This is a genomic window from Shouchella patagoniensis (assembly GCF_002019705.1).
Taxonomy (GTDB): domain Bacteria; phylum Bacillota; class Bacilli; order Bacillales; family Bacillaceae_D; genus Shouchella; species Shouchella patagoniensis.
This window is the reverse complement of record NZ_KV917377.1, coordinates 3,387,799-3,406,291: the sequence shown is the minus strand read 5'-3', so window position 1 is coordinate 3,406,291 and position 18,493 is coordinate 3,387,799. Positions and strand designations below refer to the sequence as shown.

Below are 18,493 nucleotides of genomic sequence, written 5' to 3'. Positions count from 1 at the left end.
TCGCGGTGCCACCCCATTTTGCCTCTTTATTGCTAAAGAAGCCTCATCAAGTACGGCATGGCCACAAACGCCTGCGATACTCTATCTCTATAACGGGAGAACCCGTTGCGCCATCCTTATGAATCACATAAATCCGGTGCACAGCTCCGAGCCTTGGTTCAACATTTTCTCTCACCCTCCTTTTCAGCTACCGGAGGTCTCTGTTAGATCGTTCAAATGTCTACTCTTCTCTTCATTGCCTTTTATATAGAATTGCTCATTATCATATCCCATTATCCAACGTAAGTAAAACATTTATTTAGATTTATCGAACAAATAAGAGTAAAACATAGTGCTGGTGGTTACACTTTATAATCATTGTAACCGGTCAATAATACCCTCCTACCTCTAGTTGACTAGGAGAAAAAACAGGTATAATAAAATGGTTAAAACACTAAAGGAGCGAATTTAATGAAGAAAACGGTCATTGCTTTGCTTTTCCCGTTTGTATTAATAACTACAGGCTGTTCTGCCTTAGATGAGATTTCAAATGGACTAGATTACGTTCCAGCTGCAACTGACTATGTGACAGACGTCCAGCAATTCGCAAGTGACATTCCAACACTTGCCGAAACAGCGATAACGGATAAAGAGGCACGAGTTCAATTAGAAGAATCACTAACCACGATGAAGACGAACATCGACACCTTTAATGAGTTAACCCCTCCAGAACTGTTGGAAGATGTTCATAACGAAGCACTTGCTTACAATGAATCGTTTGAACAAGGAATTGATATGTACTTGTCTGGAATGGAAGATGGTGAATTTAACACAGAACTCCTTAATGAATCAGGTATTCTGGACAATGTGGAAAAATACACAAACCTGTTAGATGACTTTAATCAATTGATTGAATAGGTATTTTTTTATTAAAACGAGCTCCTAAGGGGCTTGTTTTTTTATTCTCGTGTCCCGTTTATAAAGTAATTCTTTTTAAAGCGCAACAATAAATCAGGGGTTACTACCCCTCCGCTAAGCCCTACCTCCATTGATCCCTCCTATCCTATAAATCTATTCTGTAAAAATGTATATAAATCTTTGAAATGGCCACTCTATTAAAAAGGTGGTCGGTCACATGAAAAAGAAAAATAAGGTACGGCCCACTTACATCAATTCAGTGGCTAATAAAGTGACTCGTATAACAAATTTAGTTTTTGAGAAACAAGCAAACGATGTGATGGGGTTGGCTGAACACTTAAACTCATTATCTGACCAAGAGTTTAAAGATGTTATCGAGGAATTTGATACCCTTATTCCAAATACTTGATTTCAAAAAAGGGATAATCGCTATACACGTTTCGCAAACAGTCACTTAAAAGCTTACACCCCTTGTTATACCAAAGTATAGCGAAGCTTCCGTCCAGTGTTCGCCCATGGCCTTAGGTTAAACTTTCCATACATGCGAAAAAGACATTCCCGTTTTAATGAAGAAGTGTCTTTTTATTACGAGACAAATAGAGTCGTATTTAAAGTAACAATAAAAAAAGCAATTTCTTCTTCAATAAACTCTTTTCCATTATGGATTTTAATGATTTTTTTAAACCGTGGCTTTTTCGAATAAGAAGAACTTATTTGAGCCAGCAATACGCCCTGTTCATCATATAAGAAAGACTCTTCTGCTCCCAATTGCATGAAGGGCTTGTTCACGTGATAGTTTTTATCTTTAAATGTGACGTGATAGGAGGTAAGATTGTGTTTTAACGTATCACTCGTACCAGATGACATCACCATGACTCCGGCAGTTTCATTGGATACTCGAATGATCCAATTTCTTTTTTTATTCTGTGTCTTCTGTTCTTCTAGAGAGATTGTTGCATTCCTATATGTACTTTTATACGAATGTCTTCCTATCGCTATTTTTAACGGATTCTTCGCCGCTAAATACCCACTAACCTCACCTTGAACGTGTATCGATTGCTTAAATAAGAGTGGTTTCAGCGGACTTTTGATGATTAATTCCATGTTGTCTCCCTTCCCCCACTTATCTTACCAAAAAATAGACTAAACTTATTAAAAAATACTCACGGCATCAAGTATAATCGCTCTTTCAAAAACCGAGCAAAAAACCTGTCGTCCAACTTAATAAAATGAAAATTGTCGACAGGCTTCACTCACTCTTAAATCATTCTTACTTAGTCAAGAGACTTTAATACTTCTGTTAACAAGGTGCTAAAAGTAGACAGACGTTCTTCAACTCGACCAGGAAATCTCTCTTCAATCGCATCTAATGTATCATTTTCTGTATGCCAAATACTACCGTGTTCTTCCGTTTGCGTATATCCATCCAATTCAGCGATGTCCCAGTTTGTCGCTTCAAAATAAGCGTAAGGCATTCCGGCTTGATTAAACGGAGCGTGGTCACTCCAATCGCCCGTTGTGCCCTCTGGGTAATCAGGGTTGGAGCCAGAGTTCACTTCGAGATCTAGCTCAAGTTCACCTGCTATCTCTAATGCTAGGTCACGGATAAAACCGTCTTCACCTTCACTTCCATGAACATACATTTTATCCCCAGCGATTAAACTATCAAGGTTAATCATGCCAACCGTATGATCAATCTCCTCATCTGCCATTTCATTCACATAGTGACTTGAGCCTTGTAGCCCAACTTCTTCAGCCCCGAACCCAACAAAAACGATGGAATACGGTGTTTGACTGTCTTGCAACCGTTCGGCAGCTTCTAACATCACCCCAACTCCAGAGGCATTGTCATCCGCACCTAACCCTTCAGATACAGAGTCATAATGAGCTCCTACGATGATTTGTTCATTAGAATCACCTTGTTTGTACCCAACGATATTCTCCGACTCAAATGACTCATCGTCCTCATCTAACGTATAGGTAAAGTCTTGTACATCCGTATCTAAATCCAATTGTTCAAATTGCACTTTTACATATTGACCAGCTAGATGTTCCTCTTCGGAAGCAGCAACCCTTTGACCAATCTCAAAAACTAAGTGATTTACATGTTCTAACGCTATTTCCCCGCTAGCCTGATCATCCATTAAATCATTTTCAGGTTGTTTTTCCACTTCTTCTGGAAGCGCTTCAGACTCGTTTGACTCGTCATCATTCGATCCACATGCCACTAGCATCACACTACTAAAGGCAATAGCCGATAGAACATTCATTTTTTTCATTGTCATCCTCCATATCAGTATATCTTTTCCTTTCTATCTTAAATAGTTTACTAGATACGGTAAAGAGTTTTCTATACTAGAATAACTTTACACGCTTTTCACTGTACGATATGTGTGGCTATTTAGCCGAATATTGGTAGTAGTCAAGTATCAACAAAAGAGAAAAGATCTTCTAATACGTTATTCGTTTCCTCGCGCATCCTTTTTATCATACACTTTAAGGGATTTTATCCGAAATAAAATCAGCGATTGGGTTATTCTGACGATTTTCTGGCGCTTCGATCACTCTGATGATAAAAACACTCACCAAAAAGATCATAATAAAGATCGCAATAACCTTCTCTTTTCTAATCGCTTTCCTTACATTCACTCTTTTTTGAGACATACATCCTCCAATACAAAACGTTTATATATAATCATTTATACGTTTTAGGATATCATATATTATTGGGGTCAGTAAAAAGCTTCCAATTGAGATACTTGTTGTGATCTAGCATGACTTCTTATACAATTTTTAAATATCATAATTAGATTTTCAGAAAGTAGGGACTATGATGAAAGACCAGCTTTCAAAACCAATTGTTGTCTTCCCACCAAAAAGAACGATGGCTTTACTTGCTTTTGGAGCACTTGTATTTGTAGTAATGGGATTTAACTTGCTTTCATTGACGGGACCCGAACATGATGCTTCGTATAATACACTACTCGCCATCATTGGTTATGCGAGTATACTCTTTTTTGGTTTTTGTTTCGTTTATGCAGTCTACAGGATGATTTCCCCAAAGCCATCGCTACGTATTGATGAGAATGGAATCTATGATAACGCATCCGTGGTTGGCGCTGGCCTGGTGCATTGGGATGAAATTAGGTCTTTACCAATCTATCACTATGCTGGTCAAGTCTATCTCGGAATAGAGCTCCATGATGTGGACGCCGTTATACGTAGACAGCCTTTTCCAAAACGGTTCATTCTATACTTAAATAAATCCACGCCTGGCCTCTTATCCCCTTTTAATATCCCAAAACGATTGTTGCCGATGGCGTTAGAAGATGTTCAAGAAGTTGCCCGTCCCTACATTGAGCACGCCTATGCGCTACAAAAAAATTAAAAACAGACTCCGCTAAGGGGTCTGTTTTTATTCCCACTCATTAACCAAAATAGTCTGTTAATGAAATGAGAATCTCTTTTGTTAGTTTAACCTTTTGATAACCACTCATTCGCACAGACATCTTTAAACTTACGTACCATTAAATTAAATTCTTCTTTTTCCTCGATAAAAGGAAAATGATTGCTATACTGATACTTAAAAAAACGAGAATTTTTTAATAATGAATGGATCTCTTCCGAAAATTCATAAGGGCATTGAGCATCATGAATTCCACAATACACAAAAGTAGGTACGTCTACATTAAGTAGATCACTTGTTAAGTCGTAATTTGGCAATTCATTGTATGAGTAATCTAATCTCTCCGATACAACCTTTCCGCTACTTGGTTTCTTAAAGTACACATCCCTTTTTTCTGGAAAGTATAGAGACATATTCGACCACTCAACATTAACCTTTATTCGTTCATCTCTATCTTTTGACGCCCTTAAGGTAGTTAGGATTTCTTTCATTCTCTTATTTAATGGAGATTGAGGACAGTACATACTACCTGGATGTTCCATATATTTATTTGATGCTGCCGCTCCACCAACCATGATTTTTGTTAAAAATTCCGGTGCCAATATCGCATATTTTAACCCCAACATACCACCAGTAGAATGACCAGCAAAAGCCCATTTTTTATAACCTAATGCTTTTCGTAGCGCTTCTAAATCATAAACCGATTGTTCCATGCTTAAAGAGTCCATACCTTCCACTCTACATGGACTCCCCACTCCTCTTAAGTTTACTAAGATCACCTTAAAGGAGTTCGTAAATTCATCAGCAAAATACGCACCTAATTCATTAAATTCACTATACAAGTGTGTTAAACATAGTGGTTCGCCATCCCCCCTAGTAAAGATTTCAAACTTGCCCCTATCCGTTCCAACAAACGTCTGTTGCCACATGAAATCTCTCCTTTTGCTCTATTACTTACTTCATTTTTAAAATCTTCCTCCCATAAAACATTCCGTACGTACAAAAACCTTAAGCATGTCTACTCATGCTTCTCAAGTATTCTATTTTTTTAAGATCTTTATGATTGTTCTTCTCTGCTCGATAACTATCCTTCATGGAAGCCTCGTAAACACATAAGTATTGCTCTGGATCTAGCAAGTAATAGTTTACGTCTCCCTTTTGATGCATTTCTAAATCTTCTAGTTGTACGCCTGCGAAGCTTGGTAGCGTATCAATAATACCAAACTCAACTGATGACCCATTTTTCTTAAATTCATGTTCATGCAAATCAATTAAGTGATATTCCATTGCATTCATGATGGTTACAATGTCATTCCAGTTATCGATTGATCGATCAGGTGGCACGTCCCAACCTCTTTTGTCACCCGGAACATGAATATCTAAATCTTTGGCGTCCCAACTTACACCAGTAACGACTTCTAAACCAACAGAACCCATTAATAAAGGAATGATATGATGCTCATTTAGTTTTTTAGCTATTCTTATAAATTCATTAAATTTCAGATGATTCATATCCCGCTCCTCATTTCTTCCTCTTACCAAGTTAGTTGTCCTCATTTTCACCCGAAACGGTACTTAACTCGCTAATTCGCTTACGCTCCTTTAGGGGGAATTTTTTCAATACTAATTCGTAAGATACCGTAATGAATAATTGAATTTCCTCATCACTAAGCTCTGACGTATGGAGCATGATTGAATTCCAGTGGTTTTTATTTGCATAATAACCAGGGATCACATCTTCGTACATTTCTCTTAATTCTTCATTTTTTTCAGGAAGATTTTTTAAAGTGATTAACGCTTCTTTACTCGGTTTAGGGCTCATTATCCCGAATTGCTTTCCAGCGATATCAAAGTAATACGCGTCCCAGTCTCCACGATAATACACTTTCGCTCCCACTAAAGAATTTCCGTGTTTTTCGAAAGCCTTCATTCTCTTTTGTATTAATTCAAGTTCATCCATAAGAACCTCCGATTTATTATGCATTCTTCTCTATATCATTCGACAGAATCAAATAGAGTCCTTTGAAGACGTTCACTCCTGTAAAACGAGGAGATTGACTCTATTGTAACTTAACCTAGTTATAGATGATTCTTATTTTTTAAATAATGAAGACATTTTAAATATAGGAGGGTGATAGATAGAGGTCCTTTTTGCGGTTGTTTATTCAGCGATCCTTGTTTCCATAACTATTTTCTCTATCGTTAAAGTATTAAGATTACTTATAAGAGAAAAGCACGATCTAACTAGCTTCATTTATCATCTCACTCGTTATTCATGATGAATTTGCCTAGTTCACACAAAAATAAAAGAGCACCACTTTCACGCATAGGTTGCTCTTTCTTCAGTATGTCTTTTGCTATTTCATTAAGTTCTTCAAACGTTAAAGTCTCTCATACTTCCGTTTAAATCTCTGTTCTGTTGTGTCACTCTCCTAGCTCGATTAACCATTTCCGCAATTTATTTTTTGGAAAATACACTTTATTGTTAATGATCACGTGAGGAATATCTGAATGATCTTGAACTAGATTTCTTGCATCGTCTTTTGATATCCCCATAAAATAATGCACATCATTTTCTTTAATTAATTCGTGCTCGTCACCTTCATCTAGTTTATCCATTAGATTTTTCGCATCTGGATTTTTAAAGTTTTTTAGTCCATCACCAATAAAATATCCAGCAGCCGCAATGCTTATGGCGATTAAAACCATGTCCCATTCCATTCCTCATCCTCCTTAAAAAATGTCTCTACATATACTGTCAGATACAAAAAAAGTTTCATTTTTATTATTAACCCAACTTGCAACCATAGAAAATAAGAACTAACCTCGTAGAAACCTAAGAAATTATACACATTCTCTTTATGACGTAGATGTGTATTCCTTTCTGCTAGCTAATTCGCAAACGAAACATTAGATTTCTAAAAAAAGCAGGTGGTATACAATAAAAAAACTGTCCCTCTATATTTAGACTATGTATCACATCCGAGACTTAATAACGAATTCCTTCTCCATTCACCGTACAAGCTTATAAATTTTAAAAAAACCTGCCTCAAAGGAATGCTTTGAGACAGGAAAAAAGTTCACTTATACTTAGCCTGCAATATCCGTTTTTCCTTGAGTGCCAATGACGGATTCGTCAATTGCATTTGTAGAGAAAGGTGTTACGGATAAAAGTAAAACGGCAATAAACGAGAATATCATTTTTTTCATACTTGATCATCTCCTATCAAATTTTGGTCTAACTTCCCTTTATATGCAATTCTGTAATAACCTAAAGCGTTTTCAACATCCTTTGCGTTCTCTGATATTTCAATCATTTCTTCTGCCAACTCACATACTTCATAATACATTCCTAAACGACTTAAATCCTCTAATGCCTCTTTAATTAAATGATGATCGGACATGAGATATAGACCTTCTATATATTTACACCTTGCTTTAAACTCACTATTGTTAAAGCACCACACATTCACTTTAGCTTTTTTAAAAATCACTTTAGCGGACTCGTAACGACCTAGTTTGAAAAGCGTATGAGAAAGGTCTGTTAGCGTTTTAGCTCCGTTATAGAATTCTCTGTGTTCTTTAATCTTTAGTGCACTTTCAAAAAAGAAAACAGCTTCTTCATAGTTTGTTTGTCTAATTTTACTTAAAGCTAAGGCACGTAAGATAATTCCAGTTGTTACCGGATACGTAGACTCTTCCAAGGCTTCAGTAAGAAGGTTATCCCCTTTTTCATATTGATGTAATTCTGAAAAAATTGCACCAAGTACTTGTTTACAATTCAGTGCTCTCTCATGGTAGTTTAACCTGTTAAATATGGTTTCAGCCTGTTCTAAATAGGAAGTGGCAAATAGGTATTGATTGAGCCGATAATAGGCTACACCTATGTACATATAAAATTCCGATTCTTCGGCTTCATCATTTACATACTCGAGTAGCCTTTCTGCCTTACGAAACATTTTAACAGCCGATCGGTACCTCTCTTGGGTGTATTCATATTGACCCCCAATAAAGTAATAGAGATATTTTAAGTACCTATCAACATCCGTTTCAATAAAGGAAAGATCTCCAACTATATGATGACCCTTGTTTGACTTGTCAATAAACAGATTATGTCGGAAGTCGACAAGGGAATAGTACGCCAATACTTTATCGTCTTCCTCCATATGCCTTAGTAATTGTGTTACTTCTTTTTTAATGACCTTCGCTTCTTCATACGAAGCAGAGATAATGCAACTATACCACTCAACTATCTTAGAGCCTACTTCTTCTGACGCTATCTTCACTTGCACTTTTATCACCTACCTTGCCACTTGATTTGGTCATTGACTCATTACTTCGACTATATCATATATTATAAATTTTATGCCTGGATCGCTATGTTTCCCAATACGGAAAAGCAATAGCCGGGTTCCTATCGTTGTCTCGAACTGATGGCATGATTTTCACAGACGCTAAAATTAAGGTAGTATGTATCTAAAGAACGTTGAATCACGAATTGAACTAGGAGGTATGTTCTATGATTGAAGGTGTTAGTCATATCACGTTTGTTGTTAAAGATTTAGATAAAACAACAGAACTTTTTAAAGGGTTATTCAATGCGCAAGAAGTGTACCACAGTGGTGAAAAACAATTTTCTCTTTCAAGAGAACGTTTTTTTATTATAGGCGGGCAATGGATTGCTGTTATGGAGAATAAAACAATTGTTAACAGAACGTATCACCATGTTGCTTTTAAGATTGATGATAAAGATGTTGATTATTACTTACATAAAATAAATGAATTTAACTTAGATATAAAGCCTCCTCGAGAAAGGGTTGAAGGCGAAGGTTATTCTTTATACTTCTATGATTATGATAATAACTTATTTGAATTACATACAGGCACTTTGGAACAAAGATTGGTGTCATACAATATGTTATCTACTGATAACTAAAATAAAATAGCGAAAAGGAACCCCTTTATTGAGGTTCCTTTTTCATTTTTCCCATTATGATTGTGTGTGTTTTTTAATAAATTTACAGATAAGAGGCCATGAATCTTTAGCCGCAGCAGCGTTTGCTTTTTTTGTTCCCCCACTATCCATAATCATACCTCCACCCACATGCTCGTAGTTGTTAGAAGGCAAATGGGGCAATGCATATGGAAAAGCGATAAAATGACCGCCTTCTTTATATTGTATATGTTCTGCATCAGTTAAATTCGCTTGAATAACATTCACAAACTCGGAAGCGGGCCATATCTGATCTCTATCTCCAGACAAGAGTAATACAGGCGCTTTGATTTGTTCTACTTTAATTCTTTTCTCTTCCAATTCATCTAACTTCTTTAAACTATCCTCCCAAATACCAAAAAAAGACGCAGGTCTTCTTAAGATCCATTGCTTAAGAAGAGGAAACATATTACGAGGACGATGTTGAAATTTGAGATAAGGTTTAGCCTCGTCATTAAGTGTCCAAGAAGGAATTGGTGCATAAATCGAATTTTTTAAACCAGACGTTATGTAAGCACCAGGAGCCCCAGCAATAACTGCACAGAATTCGTCATACTCTGATGCTAATAAAAGTGCGAGTTCAGCTCCCCTTGAATACCCAATAAGAGTCACCTTTTTATCATTATTTGTATGCTTCTTTAGTAGTTGAATCGATTGATAAAAGTACTCCAACGGAATATTTTCTAAATGATTTGGTACACCGTCTTGATTAAAATAAGCAAGGTCAAATACCGTATACCCTTTTGAGGCTAATAAAGAAGCGGCAGGACCAAGCTGCCCCCCATCGGAGCCTGCCAACAATACAACATTAGGATAATTACCACTTACTTTTGGTTGGTATAACATACCAACCGTGTTCTTTTCATGAATCCGAGTGCACTTTACCTGTTCTTGATAAAAGAACCGATTGATTTGAACTTCATCCATAACATTATTCTCTATGTATAATTGAAGCAATACCTTTAATTCATTTGTATTTGATTTCAAAAAATAGTCATCGTATTTCTTCTTTTTATGTATGGCTGACCAGAAGATACCATTTGGATCCACGCCTGTATACGTCCCTGTAATTGGCGCTTCCTTAGCAAGGTCTACTTCCCTATTCTGACTCACCTTAAATGTCGCCTCTGACATAAATAATTCGTTACGATCATCAAATAAAGATGCTTTTAACGTTACCTCATCGCCAGGGTTACATCCACGTATAACGATATCTATCTCCTCATCAAAATTAGATTGTAAAGGTGTGACATGGATACTTGGTTTCATCACTTAAAATTCCCCTTTTAAGAAAATAAACTACCTTTTGAGGTACGATTTTAATAGCACATTAAAGTAGTATTGAAGCTTAATCTGACCTATCTTGTCCTACGGTTTCATTATTCTTTAACCACAACTTATAAAATTCAAGCACAGAGATAAGCTCTCGATTTGGAACAGGCTCTTGCAAAGCCTTTAAGGTCTTGGGTGGAACACCTTTTCATCTGGGAAGTATGACTGAAGTATGGTTACATTCTCCTGTAGCTTTGTAGACCAACTTTCATCTTTAACATTTATCGTCAAGTACGCTCCTCTTATCATCCTTTTTAACATCGTATGTTTCTTTATTTCAGAAACATTTTTATGAGTAAGTTCGTGTAGATAATCGTCAATTGATGAATGCAGATCTCCATTTAATGCACGACTTATTTTTTCATTTGGCTTCATTTTCGGGAAATTAGTTGCTAGATCTTCCCCGTAAATACACGCACACATATGACGTAACCAAAATCCCCACTCGTGAAAATTTTCATGAGTTAACGCTTCTGTACGTTCTCCAATATCATAATCTATTTTAATGATTTCGTTATGTTCTTTTAGGAGCTCTGCCGTTTTTTTGTTGAGTTCTTCTTTCTCAATTAAAGTAGTTGGAGATTTAACAATAACTGTTAATTCTAAATCAGATTTATTTACAACCGCTTCTCCTCTTCCGATACTGCCATAAACGTATAGACTATTTAGCTTTTCTCCAAACATATCAAATAATAATTCTTTTGCGGCTTCTAAAACCGCTTTAAATTCGTCTTGTACATTTTCTTTCGCCGTTTTATTTATAATAAAGCCGTCAACATCTGTCCCGATTCTAGTTGGTAAATTCATCACTATCGGTCCCGCCTTTTTAACAAACAATAATTAACAAAAAATACATTTCTTATCGAATTAGCGTACAGGTATTCCCGTCTCTTTTGAATCTTAAAATAATAAAAACACCAGAAACTGCAATGATCTGGCGCGATAAAATACTCAATCGTTCTCTTCTTTATTCACTTTTGAATAAACTGCCTCTCTTAACCCTACTCCGATTCCTGCCAATGTACCCGCAGCGACATTATCCATGAATAACCCTATTCCAATTCCAAGCAACATACTTCCTCCAATGATCACTAAATCATTAAGATGTAAAAATTGATCGAATAGTCCGAGGAATAAACATGATCGCATGAAGAGCCAATTCCCGATTGTATATAACCATTACACCCCATCATGTCTTTTTTTCTTTTTCACATTATTCGCCACCTCTTTCACTCCCCTCTAATCACCCTATTCTTAACGATCTCCAAAAAAAGTTTAATAGTAGTTGTATACGTTTTTTCCTACGTAAAGTTTCGGCTCAATTAGTAAAATAGCGAAAATTATGGAATAAAAATTTCTATTCATTCCAACTCAATTGTATTCAAAGACTTCGTACAAAGACCCAAAAATTACCTTCCTTCATCTATCGTATCCATTACTCCTATATTATTGAGGATCAACATGATAAGATACTTAGATCGCATTAATTCGTGTTCCACTACAAATGCTTTTCAAGCTCATAAAGGAGTTCATATATGGAAGAGTTTCCTCAACGCACCAAACAACGGTATTATACAATTTTATTATTTCTTTCCATTCTCGTTATCGCGGCTACATTACGTTCACCGATTACGTCGGTTGGACCGCTTATTCCATTTATTCGTGAAGACTTAGGTGTATCGAATACTATCGTCGGTTTCGTTAATACACTTCCATTACTAGCATTTGGTCTATTCTCTCCATTTATCCCCGGCATATCTAGAAAAATGGGGATGGAGATTATGCTGCTACTTGCGATGATTGTTTTATCGGTTGGCATCATTTTTCGTTCCCTTGGCGGCACCTCCATGTTGCTAACCGGAACAATCCTGCTCGGATTAAGTATTGCCGTCGGGAACGTACTAATGCCTGGATTAATAAAATTAAGCTTTCCATTTCGTGTAGGTGTGATGACAGGTCTTTATTCTGTATCGATGAATGTCTTTGGCGCACTCGCATCAGGCGTTTCTGTCCCGATTGCTTCACTCGACATCTTTTCTTGGCGTAATTCCATGCAAATCTGGGCACTGTTTTCAATGATTGCCGTTGTCATATTGATTTTACGATTACCGGAAATTCGATCATCCAATAAAAAGGTTCCTGGAAAAGTGAAAAACCACTCTTCTACACCTCTATACAAATCTAAAATAGCCTGGGCCGTAACACTGTTTATGGGATTTCAATCATTCATTCCGTATAGCTTGTTTACCTGGCTTCCTGATATATTGATATCAAAAGGGTTTGATGAACATGAAGCGGGTTGGTTAATGGCCATTTATCAAGTTGGGTTAATTCCGGCTACGTTTATTGTTCCTATTATAGCTGCCAAAATGCAGAGTCAATGCTTCATTGCGTTTCTATCCGGTCTTCTCTTTTTCTTTGGGTTGCTAGGTGTCTCCTTCACTTCGTCAAGTGCCATTGTTCTTTTCCTTATCCTAGCTGGCATCGGTGCAGGAACGACCTTTAGTTTAGCAATGATGTTTTTTGTCTTACGTACAAATACGGTGGCCGAATCCTCACAATTATCTGGGATGGCTCAATCAGTTGGCTATATGATCGCGGCTCTTGGTCCGATTCTGCTTGGCTCTGTAGCAGAATGGACGCAGGGGTGGTCCGCTCCACTCGCTCTGTTAATGATTGTTTCTTTATGCATTTCCGTATTTGGACTTGTTGCAGGCAAAGATCAGAAAGTATTTCAACCGTCCCAAAAAACAACGTAATTGAAGGGTGATTAATAGTGGACCCGTTACTTGTCCATTCGCTAGATGAACTGGAAACTTTTTTAGCAAGTCACACAACAAAAGCAATCTATATTTATCAGGAGAATTGTAGCGTTTGTCATGGACTGTGGCCACAAGTCCAACCTCTATTCGAACAAACATCCATCCCTCTAGCGAAAGTTGATGCTACTGAAGTAAAAGAAATTGCGGGGAAGTTTCTCGTATTTACCGTCCCAACAATCATCGTTTTAAAAGGGAAACGCGAGGAAATAAGAGAAAGCCGTTTTATTCAAGTGGCGAAGTTAGAAGACGATCTACGTAGACTTTCAAAGTAATCTTCGGTAGAAAAAACGAGACAAATTCGAATCGAATCTGTGTCGTTTTTTATTTAATCTCTTATCTCACATGTCTTAATGCATTATAGGACAACTAACGGAAGTCATGCATGTAAACTTCTTTGGGAGATAACGTGGATGGGCCACGAAAAGCGAAGCGGATGACGGGAGCGAGGATAAACTGGCAAAGTCTTGCTCCCCATCACCTTCCATCAAATGATCATTTTATAAAAACACTCTCTGTATAAAGAAAAACAACAAAAAGATCGTTAATTGTAGATAGATAGCTCTTTTCTTAAGATGACTTCTTGCACCTTTTATCAATTCATCCGTAATTGGGTAATAAGGAGGGACGATCTCTCTTCTTAAGTCTGCACCTTGAATAAATTGATACGTATTAAAATAAACGATTATAGCTATAAAAGGAAGAAGAAGGATGACATTTTTAATATACACAATTAAGACTACCGCTACTAAAATGACTCTCATAAAGTTTCTACTATTTTCTGTTCCTCTTACCGTTGATCGTGATAGTAAATATACGACTGGATTTCCTGTCTTTCTGAAGAAGATTAACGGTAACATGTTTTTATAGGTCAACTGACTCGATTCGACGTTCATGAAGCTACTTAAAAAGATCGTTGATAATCTCTTGGCACGCTCTTCCGATTGTCTAAATTTTTGCCATGAATAGATAGGAAAAATGACATTTTTACTATAGAATATCCCTCCACCGATGATGGCGATCATTATCGCAACACCAAATAAGATTGATTCTTCTAACAATAGGACAACCAATGCTGCCATACCAATTTGTTCAAAGACCAAGAAGAAGAATGGCCTTTTTGAACTTAAACTAACAATTAAAGTCAAATACAAAATATGCAGTATACCAATCAGCTGAATAAACACGAATAAAGACAACGTTCCGCTTAGATCGATTGAAATTACTTGCATTAAAAAGAAAAAGAATAACGTCACCTTTATCACTTGAATACACAAGTTATAAATCAAACAATACATAAAATAGCCACTCATCTTATTTACTTTAGGCGCTAGATAAATCTCATCATACTCACTAATAAAACTAATGATTCCTTTATTAAGCACGAAAAATACAAAGAGCGCAGTTAAGATGAGCGATTGGTGCACGGATCGAAGTTGTTCACTGTCCAAAAAATGGATAACCATATATATAGCGAACATTAAAAAGGGTATTAGCGCATACACCCCGCTATGTCCACACAGTTTAATAAGAACGTTTTTATTCCTTTTCATAGATTCATAAAACCGTTTTAGAAACAGTTCTTTCATATTATGCACCCTCAATCATCGAAAAAAAGAGCTCATCTAAAGTTCTTTCTTTGAACAGCTCTGCTGAAAGATAAGGGCTCTCGTTATAAAGCTTCTGGGCGCCTTTATGCATAACGATTACTCTGTCACACAATTTCTCTGCGATGTTTAGCATGTGAGTAGACAGGATGATTCCTTTACCGTTTTCTTTGAGTTTGTTCAAGTCTTCCAGAAAACATTTTAATCCTAGAGGATCAAGACCCATAAAGGGCTCATCTACTATAAGATAAGTGGGGTTCGTGATCATCGCACTTATAATTGAAATTTTTTGCTGTGTCCCTTTAGACAATGCGTAAGGATATTTATTCAAATGCTCATGTAGTGAATATCTTTTGATTAATTGATTTAAATCATCATCATGATCGATCTGATAAACGAGTTTTAAGAACTCAAAATGTTCACGAACAGTTAAATTCGGATAAAGTTTTGGATGATCAGGAATAAGGGACAGTTTTTCTCTTTCGCTGTACCACTCTCGATTGTTTATCAAAACCTTACCACTCATCGGTTTTAAGGAACCAGTAAGATGGCGAAGAGTCGTACTTTTGCCTGCACCATTCAAACCGACTAAACCAACGATTTCCCCAGTCTCTATTTTAAAAGAGATATCCCGTATAATTTGTTGAGAAAGATAGCCCCCACTAACCTGATTTATCTCCAGCATGTAACTCCCCCCACATAAATAGATTGTAGTTTTCTATGAGAATTCCTTAGATACTATTATAACAAGCAACATTATTGGAATAGCATTATCAAAAAGACACAGTACCTTTCAACTTTATAATTAATTCTATCAAAAATAGAAAGACATGCGCAGTATTATTCACATGATCCTCTTTTTGCTCTATACACGTCATTCCCACTTATTAAAGCATTTCCTATTCGTCTCTTCTATCCTGTGGATAACCTCACTAAAAAGGGCCATTCTTCTAAATTCACTGTTCATAACGTGGAGATGTCCCCTGCTTCCTGTTTATAATTATTAAATTATGTGGATATTCTGCTTCTTTTATCTCTTCCTTTTCGAATGTTCCTGCCTACCCTGTGGATAGAACGCTTTCATTTGTTAATGTGAACGTGTCTTTTTTCCGATTATCCAGTTCAGGGAATGGGCCGTGTTTTGAAAAAGAAGTGAGGCGATTCTGTTGATCGAACTCACAATCAATGAAGCCTGCTGGAGAAGTCATAACCCCGTCTATGCAACTTCTAAAGGAATAAGATCCTACTTGCTCTTTTTCAAGCATAAACTGTCTATCTGCTGTTAATCCAGTTTCTTCTTCCACCCATTTCGTCACAGCAGATAGACCACCCACCCTTTATACACACACTCTCCGCATGCGTGATCCCTCCAACAAAAATCACACTCCGAAACATACGCGAATGAATTTCTACCTCAATCACGGCTGTGCCTTCAGGGTTGCATCCGTCTTCATCTAGTGTCTCTTTACCTGGTGGAAACCACTCAGTGCACAGTGTATAAATTGTTTCATTTAGACGAGTAAGCTCTTGATTCATTACATAGTGCTGGAGACGATAATTGCTTAAGCCCCATTTTTCCTGCGCGTATGTAAGTAAGTTTTGAATATGCTTATCCATCTCCTCACTCCTTATTAATCTCTATATATTTGCTTTTTAATTGCATTAAAATTAGCACAATTATCCATACTCTTCAATCTGAGTACTTCTTTTCCTTCCGAGTAGCGATCACTCTTGTTAAAAAAGAGCGTCCCCATAACTCGTTCTCCTCTGTTATACTTTTAAACGTCATCACAAGATTTGATTGTATGAACATTTTCTACGAGGTGATTTCTTATCAACACCACATCCATTAAAACAAAAGCATTCGAAAAGCTCGTTGGAGCGGGATTCTCCATTTCGATTCTTTTTCTCTTTACCTTTTTTATGTTTGACTTTAATTTATATGAATATCAAGAACTCATTTCATCTCCATGGATATGGGTTGCCTTTTTTGGCTATGGCATCGTCAGTTCTTTCCTCATCGATTTTATCGGTCGATTTTTGCGACCATTCACACGCAACAAACAGATGGTTTTGTATATCCTATTCGGGTACCTAGCTTTTGTATTTTTCCTACCGCCGCTCTTGTTTATCTTGTATGCAGGCACGATTGGCGCACTTTTTTCACTGTTGTTCTTTCTTGGAACGACATTAGCAAAAAAATCAATACGTTACTCGTTGCTTGTTTTTGTCATTCCAATTGGTTGTCTGCTATTGCTTCCTTTTGACGTCACGAGTAAAGAAAACTGGCAAGAGGAACGTGGCGAAGACTTTGTTGAAGTCCACTATGACGCCTTTAACGGAGAACATTTAATTCCGGTTCAAGGGCGATCAGGCGACCGTGTCTACTTCACTGCTGATCATCAGATTGGTAACAGTAGTGCTCACGGATTAACCGCTTATGATGAAAACAAACAATATCTAGGTATGAACGAGGAGAACGAAGAGGGTGTACGAAGCATCGACTTTATCGATGATACAACGTATTACATTGTTGTAAGAGGAATTGAAGCAGAAGACGGCACCATTCGGGTTGACTGGTGGTTCGAAGAATAACTCTCTTTTAAATAAATCGGAAGCTCATAAGAAAAACACGCTCAAAAAAGCAACTGCTTTAGTGAGCGTGTTTTTTCTTTTCCGTGTACGTTCTTGCCTACTTTACATGTAATGAATCTGATTTTTATGCTTCTTCATCATTGCCATATTGTAAGCATCGCCACCATCTAAATTAGCACTTCGGAAAACTGGCACTTCTTTGCCTTTCGCTTCAAGCTTTTCGATTAGCTTTAGAACAATTGAATGAATGACAAAGCTTCCTGCGATTGTTGAAGTAGGTGCGACTTTCTGTGAGAGTGATTGAATCTGAACGGCAGCATCACCTGGCTCACCAAGGTTGTCGATAACAAGATCACTCACTTCAAACAATCGCTTGCCTGAAGAATGACGGGAGCTAACACTCTTGGAATAGGTTAAGTTGGTTAAGGCGATCACATGCATGCCTTGTTCTTTTGCAGCAAGAGCCAAATCAATGGCGACAGGATTCCGTCCCGAAACCGAGTGTATCAACAAAATATCCCCGGTTTGTACCGGTTTCGAGTCAAGTAGTAGCTTGCCAAACCCTTCCAAGCGCTCTAACTTTGATGTTAGCGTGATCGGCTCTACATTAAGCATGAGCGCCGGACTAAACAACGGGTTAAAAAGCGCTAGTCCACCCGCTCGGTAAAAGGCGTCTTCTGCTACAATTCCAGCATGCGATGCACCGAAGAGGTAGAGGGAATGACCAGACTCAATTGCTTGCTCCATCATCGAAGCTGCTTCCTCAAGAACGCTCTCCTGCTGCTTCATAATGCCTGTAAGGACTTCCGTAATAGAATGATAATAATTGTTCATATAAGACATT

At 37.2% G+C, this 18,493-nt stretch carries 23 protein-coding genes and 1 other annotated feature (1 of these 24 cut by a window edge); of the genes, 7 read left to right on the top strand and 16 right to left on the bottom strand.

Going from position 1 to position 18,493, the window contains the following annotated elements; translation table 11 throughout:
- Window positions 1-245, bottom strand: a binding site (T-box leader) (it extends 18 nt beyond the left edge of the window).
- A 205-nt stretch (window positions 246-450) separates the two neighbouring features.
- Together BK584_RS17680 and BK584_RS17675 are read left to right on the top strand one after the other, a co-directional pair.
- On the top strand, window positions 451-897 hold the full coding sequence (locus BK584_RS17680) for a DUF6376 family protein (RefSeq protein WP_078393797.1): 447 nt from the start codon (window positions 451-453) through the stop codon (window positions 895-897).
- A gap of 217 nt (window positions 898-1,114) precedes the next feature.
- Window positions 1,115-1,306 (top strand): hypothetical protein, encoded by a 192-nt coding sequence (locus tag BK584_RS17675; protein ID WP_078393796.1) that lies wholly within the window; start codon window positions 1,115-1,117, stop codon window positions 1,304-1,306.
- Between the two features lie 176 nt (window positions 1,307-1,482).
- Here BK584_RS17675 and BK584_RS17670 read toward each other — a convergent pair whose 3' ends face one another.
- The 3 genes from BK584_RS17670 to BK584_RS24715 all read right to left on the bottom strand — a co-directional run bounded on the left by BK584_RS17670 (window position 1,483) and on the right by BK584_RS24715 (window position 3,561).
- On the bottom strand, window positions 1,483-2,001 hold the full coding sequence (locus BK584_RS17670) for a hypothetical protein (RefSeq protein ID WP_078393795.1): 519 nt from the start codon (window positions 1,999-2,001) through the stop codon (window positions 1,483-1,485).
- Between the two features lie 170 nt (window positions 2,002-2,171).
- Window positions 2,172-3,176, bottom strand: coding sequence for a M20/M25/M40 family metallo-hydrolase (locus tag BK584_RS17665; RefSeq protein ID WP_245808899.1), 1,005 nt, complete (start codon window positions 3,174-3,176; stop codon window positions 2,172-2,174).
- Between the two features lie 217 nt (window positions 3,177-3,393).
- Window positions 3,394-3,561 carry a hypothetical protein gene (locus BK584_RS24715; protein WP_169871353.1) on the bottom strand — a complete coding sequence of 56 codons (168 nt, stop codon included), beginning with the start codon at window positions 3,559-3,561 and terminating at the stop codon, window positions 3,394-3,396.
- A 169-nt stretch (window positions 3,562-3,730) separates the two neighbouring features.
- On the opposite strand from BK584_RS24715, the gene BK584_RS17660 reads away from it, so the two are divergent.
- Window positions 3,731-4,285, top strand: coding sequence for an STM3941 family protein (locus BK584_RS17660; RefSeq protein WP_078393794.1), 555 nt, complete (start codon window positions 3,731-3,733; stop codon window positions 4,283-4,285).
- Window positions 4,286-4,371: 86 nt separating this feature from the next.
- On the opposite strand, the gene BK584_RS17655 is transcribed toward BK584_RS17660, so the two are convergent.
- The 5 genes from BK584_RS17655 to BK584_RS17635 all read right to left on the bottom strand — a co-directional run bounded on the left by BK584_RS17655 (window position 4,372) and on the right by BK584_RS17635 (window position 8,595).
- A complete protein-coding gene (locus BK584_RS17655; RefSeq protein ID WP_078393793.1) occupies window positions 4,372-5,232 on the bottom strand; it encodes an alpha/beta fold hydrolase in 861 nt (286 codons plus the stop codon).
- 79 nt (window positions 5,233-5,311) lie between these two features.
- Window positions 5,312-5,815, bottom strand: a complete 504-nt coding sequence (locus tag BK584_RS17650) for a phosphoribosylanthranilate isomerase (protein WP_078395720.1) — start codon at window positions 5,813-5,815, stop codon at window positions 5,312-5,314.
- A 31-nt stretch (window positions 5,816-5,846) separates the two neighbouring features.
- Window positions 5,847-6,263, bottom strand: coding sequence for an MmcQ/YjbR family DNA-binding protein (locus BK584_RS17645; RefSeq protein WP_078393792.1), 417 nt, complete (start codon window positions 6,261-6,263; stop codon window positions 5,847-5,849).
- A 464-nt stretch (window positions 6,264-6,727) separates the two neighbouring features.
- Window positions 6,728-7,024: a helix-turn-helix domain-containing protein gene (locus tag BK584_RS17640; protein ID WP_078393791.1), complete on the bottom strand. Its 297-nt coding sequence runs from the start codon at window positions 7,022-7,024 to the stop codon at window positions 6,728-6,730.
- Between the two features lie 485 nt (window positions 7,025-7,509).
- Window positions 7,510-8,595, bottom strand: a complete 1,086-nt coding sequence (locus BK584_RS17635; protein ID WP_139365699.1) for a response regulator aspartate phosphatase — start codon at window positions 8,593-8,595, stop codon at window positions 7,510-7,512.
- A gap of 227 nt (window positions 8,596-8,822) precedes the next feature.
- Between BK584_RS17635 and fosX the strand changes: the two genes are divergently transcribed.
- Window positions 8,823-9,239 (top strand): FosX/FosE/FosI family fosfomycin resistance hydrolase, encoded by a 417-nt coding sequence (gene fosX, locus BK584_RS17630; protein ID WP_078393789.1) that lies wholly within the window; start codon window positions 8,823-8,825, stop codon window positions 9,237-9,239.
- A 54-nt stretch (window positions 9,240-9,293) separates the two neighbouring features.
- On the opposite strand, the gene BK584_RS17625 is transcribed toward fosX, so the two are convergent.
- The 3 genes from BK584_RS17625 to BK584_RS24225 all read right to left on the bottom strand — a co-directional run bounded on the left by BK584_RS17625 (window position 9,294) and on the right by BK584_RS24225 (window position 11,777).
- Window positions 9,294-10,565, bottom strand: a complete 1,272-nt coding sequence (locus BK584_RS17625) for an alpha/beta fold hydrolase (protein WP_245809020.1) — start codon at window positions 10,563-10,565, stop codon at window positions 9,294-9,296.
- 186 nt (window positions 10,566-10,751) lie between these two features.
- Window positions 10,752-11,435, bottom strand: a complete 684-nt coding sequence (locus tag BK584_RS17620; protein ID WP_245809019.1) for a nucleotidyltransferase domain-containing protein — start codon at window positions 11,433-11,435, stop codon at window positions 10,752-10,754.
- Between the two features lie 144 nt (window positions 11,436-11,579).
- On the bottom strand, window positions 11,580-11,777 hold the full coding sequence (locus BK584_RS24225; protein ID WP_139365698.1) for a hypothetical protein: 198 nt from the start codon (window positions 11,775-11,777) through the stop codon (window positions 11,580-11,582).
- Between the two features lie 386 nt (window positions 11,778-12,163).
- On the opposite strand from BK584_RS24225, the gene BK584_RS17615 reads away from it, so the two are divergent.
- Window positions 12,164-13,387, top strand: a complete 1,224-nt coding sequence (locus BK584_RS17615; RefSeq protein WP_078393786.1) for a CynX/NimT family MFS transporter — start codon at window positions 12,164-12,166, stop codon at window positions 13,385-13,387.
- 17 nt (window positions 13,388-13,404) lie between these two features.
- Window positions 13,405-13,722, top strand: coding sequence for a thioredoxin family protein (locus BK584_RS17610; RefSeq protein ID WP_169871352.1), 318 nt, complete (start codon window positions 13,405-13,407; stop codon window positions 13,720-13,722).
- A gap of 225 nt (window positions 13,723-13,947) precedes the next feature.
- On the opposite strand, the gene BK584_RS17605 is transcribed toward BK584_RS17610, so the two are convergent.
- The 4 genes from BK584_RS17605 to BK584_RS17590 form a co-directional block, all read right to left on the bottom strand.
- On the bottom strand, window positions 13,948-15,036 hold the full coding sequence (locus BK584_RS17605; protein ID WP_078393784.1) for an ABC transporter permease: 1,089 nt from the start codon (window positions 15,034-15,036) through the stop codon (window positions 13,948-13,950).
- A gap of 1 nt (window position 15,037) precedes the next feature.
- On the bottom strand, window positions 15,038-15,739 hold the full coding sequence (locus BK584_RS17600; protein ID WP_078393783.1) for an ABC transporter ATP-binding protein: 702 nt from the start codon (window positions 15,737-15,739) through the stop codon (window positions 15,038-15,040).
- Window positions 15,740-16,112: 373 nt separating this feature from the next.
- Window positions 16,113-16,370, bottom strand: a complete 258-nt coding sequence (locus BK584_RS17595) for a hypothetical protein (RefSeq protein WP_139365697.1) — start codon at window positions 16,368-16,370, stop codon at window positions 16,113-16,115.
- Complete coding sequence (locus BK584_RS17590; protein ID WP_078393781.1) at window positions 16,327-16,671, bottom strand: hypothetical protein; 345 nt, start codon at window positions 16,669-16,671, stop codon at window positions 16,327-16,329. The genes BK584_RS17595 and BK584_RS17590 overlap by 44 nt, the downstream gene beginning before the upstream one ends.
- A 306-nt stretch (window positions 16,672-16,977) precedes the next feature.
- On the opposite strand from BK584_RS17590, the gene BK584_RS17585 reads away from it, so the two are divergent.
- Window positions 16,978-17,649 (top strand): hypothetical protein, encoded by a 672-nt coding sequence (locus BK584_RS17585; protein ID WP_078393780.1) that lies wholly within the window; start codon window positions 16,978-16,980, stop codon window positions 17,647-17,649.
- 102 nt (window positions 17,650-17,751) lie between these two features.
- Here BK584_RS17585 and BK584_RS17580 read toward each other — a convergent pair whose 3' ends face one another.
- Window positions 17,752-18,492, bottom strand: coding sequence for an SIS domain-containing protein (locus BK584_RS17580; RefSeq protein WP_078393779.1), 741 nt, complete (start codon window positions 18,490-18,492; stop codon window positions 17,752-17,754).
- Between the last annotated feature and the right edge of the window lies 1 nt (window position 18,493).

Bases quoted from the DNA above. Each gene is read 5' to 3' on its own strand.
- BK584_RS17680 (WP_078393797.1), top strand. From the start codon at position 451: ATGAAGAAAACGGTCATTGCTTTGCTTTTCCCGTTTGTATTAATAACT.
- BK584_RS17675 (WP_078393796.1), top strand. From the start codon at position 1,115: ATGAAAAAGAAAAATAAGGTACGGCCCACTTACATCAATTCAGTGGCT.
- BK584_RS17670 (WP_078393795.1), bottom strand. From the start codon at position 2,001: ATGGAATTAATCATCAAAAGTCCGCTGAAACCACTCTTATTTAAGCAA.
- BK584_RS17665 (WP_245808899.1), bottom strand. From the start codon at position 3,176: ATGAAAAAAATGAATGTTCTATCGGCTATTGCCTTTAGTAGTGTGATG.
- BK584_RS24715 (WP_169871353.1), bottom strand. From the start codon at position 3,561: ATGTCTCAAAAAAGAGTGAATGTAAGGAAAGCGATTAGAAAAGAGAAG.
- BK584_RS17660 (WP_078393794.1), top strand. From the start codon at position 3,731: ATGAAAGACCAGCTTTCAAAACCAATTGTTGTCTTCCCACCAAAAAGA.
- BK584_RS17655 (WP_078393793.1), bottom strand. From the start codon at position 5,232: ATGTGGCAACAGACGTTTGTTGGAACGGATAGGGGCAAGTTTGAAATC.
- BK584_RS17650 (WP_078395720.1), bottom strand. From the start codon at position 5,815: ATGAATCATCTGAAATTTAATGAATTTATAAGAATAGCTAAAAAACTA.
- BK584_RS17645 (WP_078393792.1), bottom strand. From the start codon at position 6,263: ATGGATGAACTTGAATTAATACAAAAGAGAATGAAGGCTTTCGAAAAA.
- BK584_RS17640 (WP_078393791.1), bottom strand. From the start codon at position 7,024: ATGGAATGGGACATGGTTTTAATCGCCATAAGCATTGCGGCTGCTGGA.
- fosX (WP_078393789.1), top strand. From the start codon at position 8,823: ATGATTGAAGGTGTTAGTCATATCACGTTTGTTGTTAAAGATTTAGAT.
- BK584_RS17625 (WP_245809020.1), bottom strand. From the start codon at position 10,565: ATGAAACCAAGTATCCATGTCACACCTTTACAATCTAATTTTGATGAG.
- BK584_RS17620 (WP_245809019.1), bottom strand. From the start codon at position 11,435: ATGAATTTACCAACTAGAATCGGGACAGATGTTGACGGCTTTATTATA.
- BK584_RS24225 (WP_139365698.1), bottom strand. From the start codon at position 11,777: ATGCGATCATGTTTATTCCTCGGACTATTCGATCAATTTTTACATCTT.
- BK584_RS17615 (WP_078393786.1), top strand. From the start codon at position 12,164: ATGGAAGAGTTTCCTCAACGCACCAAACAACGGTATTATACAATTTTA.
- BK584_RS17605 (WP_078393784.1), bottom strand. From the start codon at position 15,036: ATGAAAGAACTGTTTCTAAAACGGTTTTATGAATCTATGAAAAGGAAT.
- BK584_RS17600 (WP_078393783.1), bottom strand. From the start codon at position 15,739: ATGCTGGAGATAAATCAGGTTAGTGGGGGCTATCTTTCTCAACAAATT.
- BK584_RS17590 (WP_078393781.1), bottom strand. From the start codon at position 16,671: ATGGATAAGCATATTCAAAACTTACTTACATACGCGCAGGAAAAATGG.
- BK584_RS17585 (WP_078393780.1), top strand. From the start codon at position 16,978: ATGTTTGACTTTAATTTATATGAATATCAAGAACTCATTTCATCTCCA.
- BK584_RS17580 (WP_078393779.1), bottom strand. From the start codon at position 18,492: ATGTCTTATATGAACAATTATTATCATTCTATTACGGAAGTCCTTACA.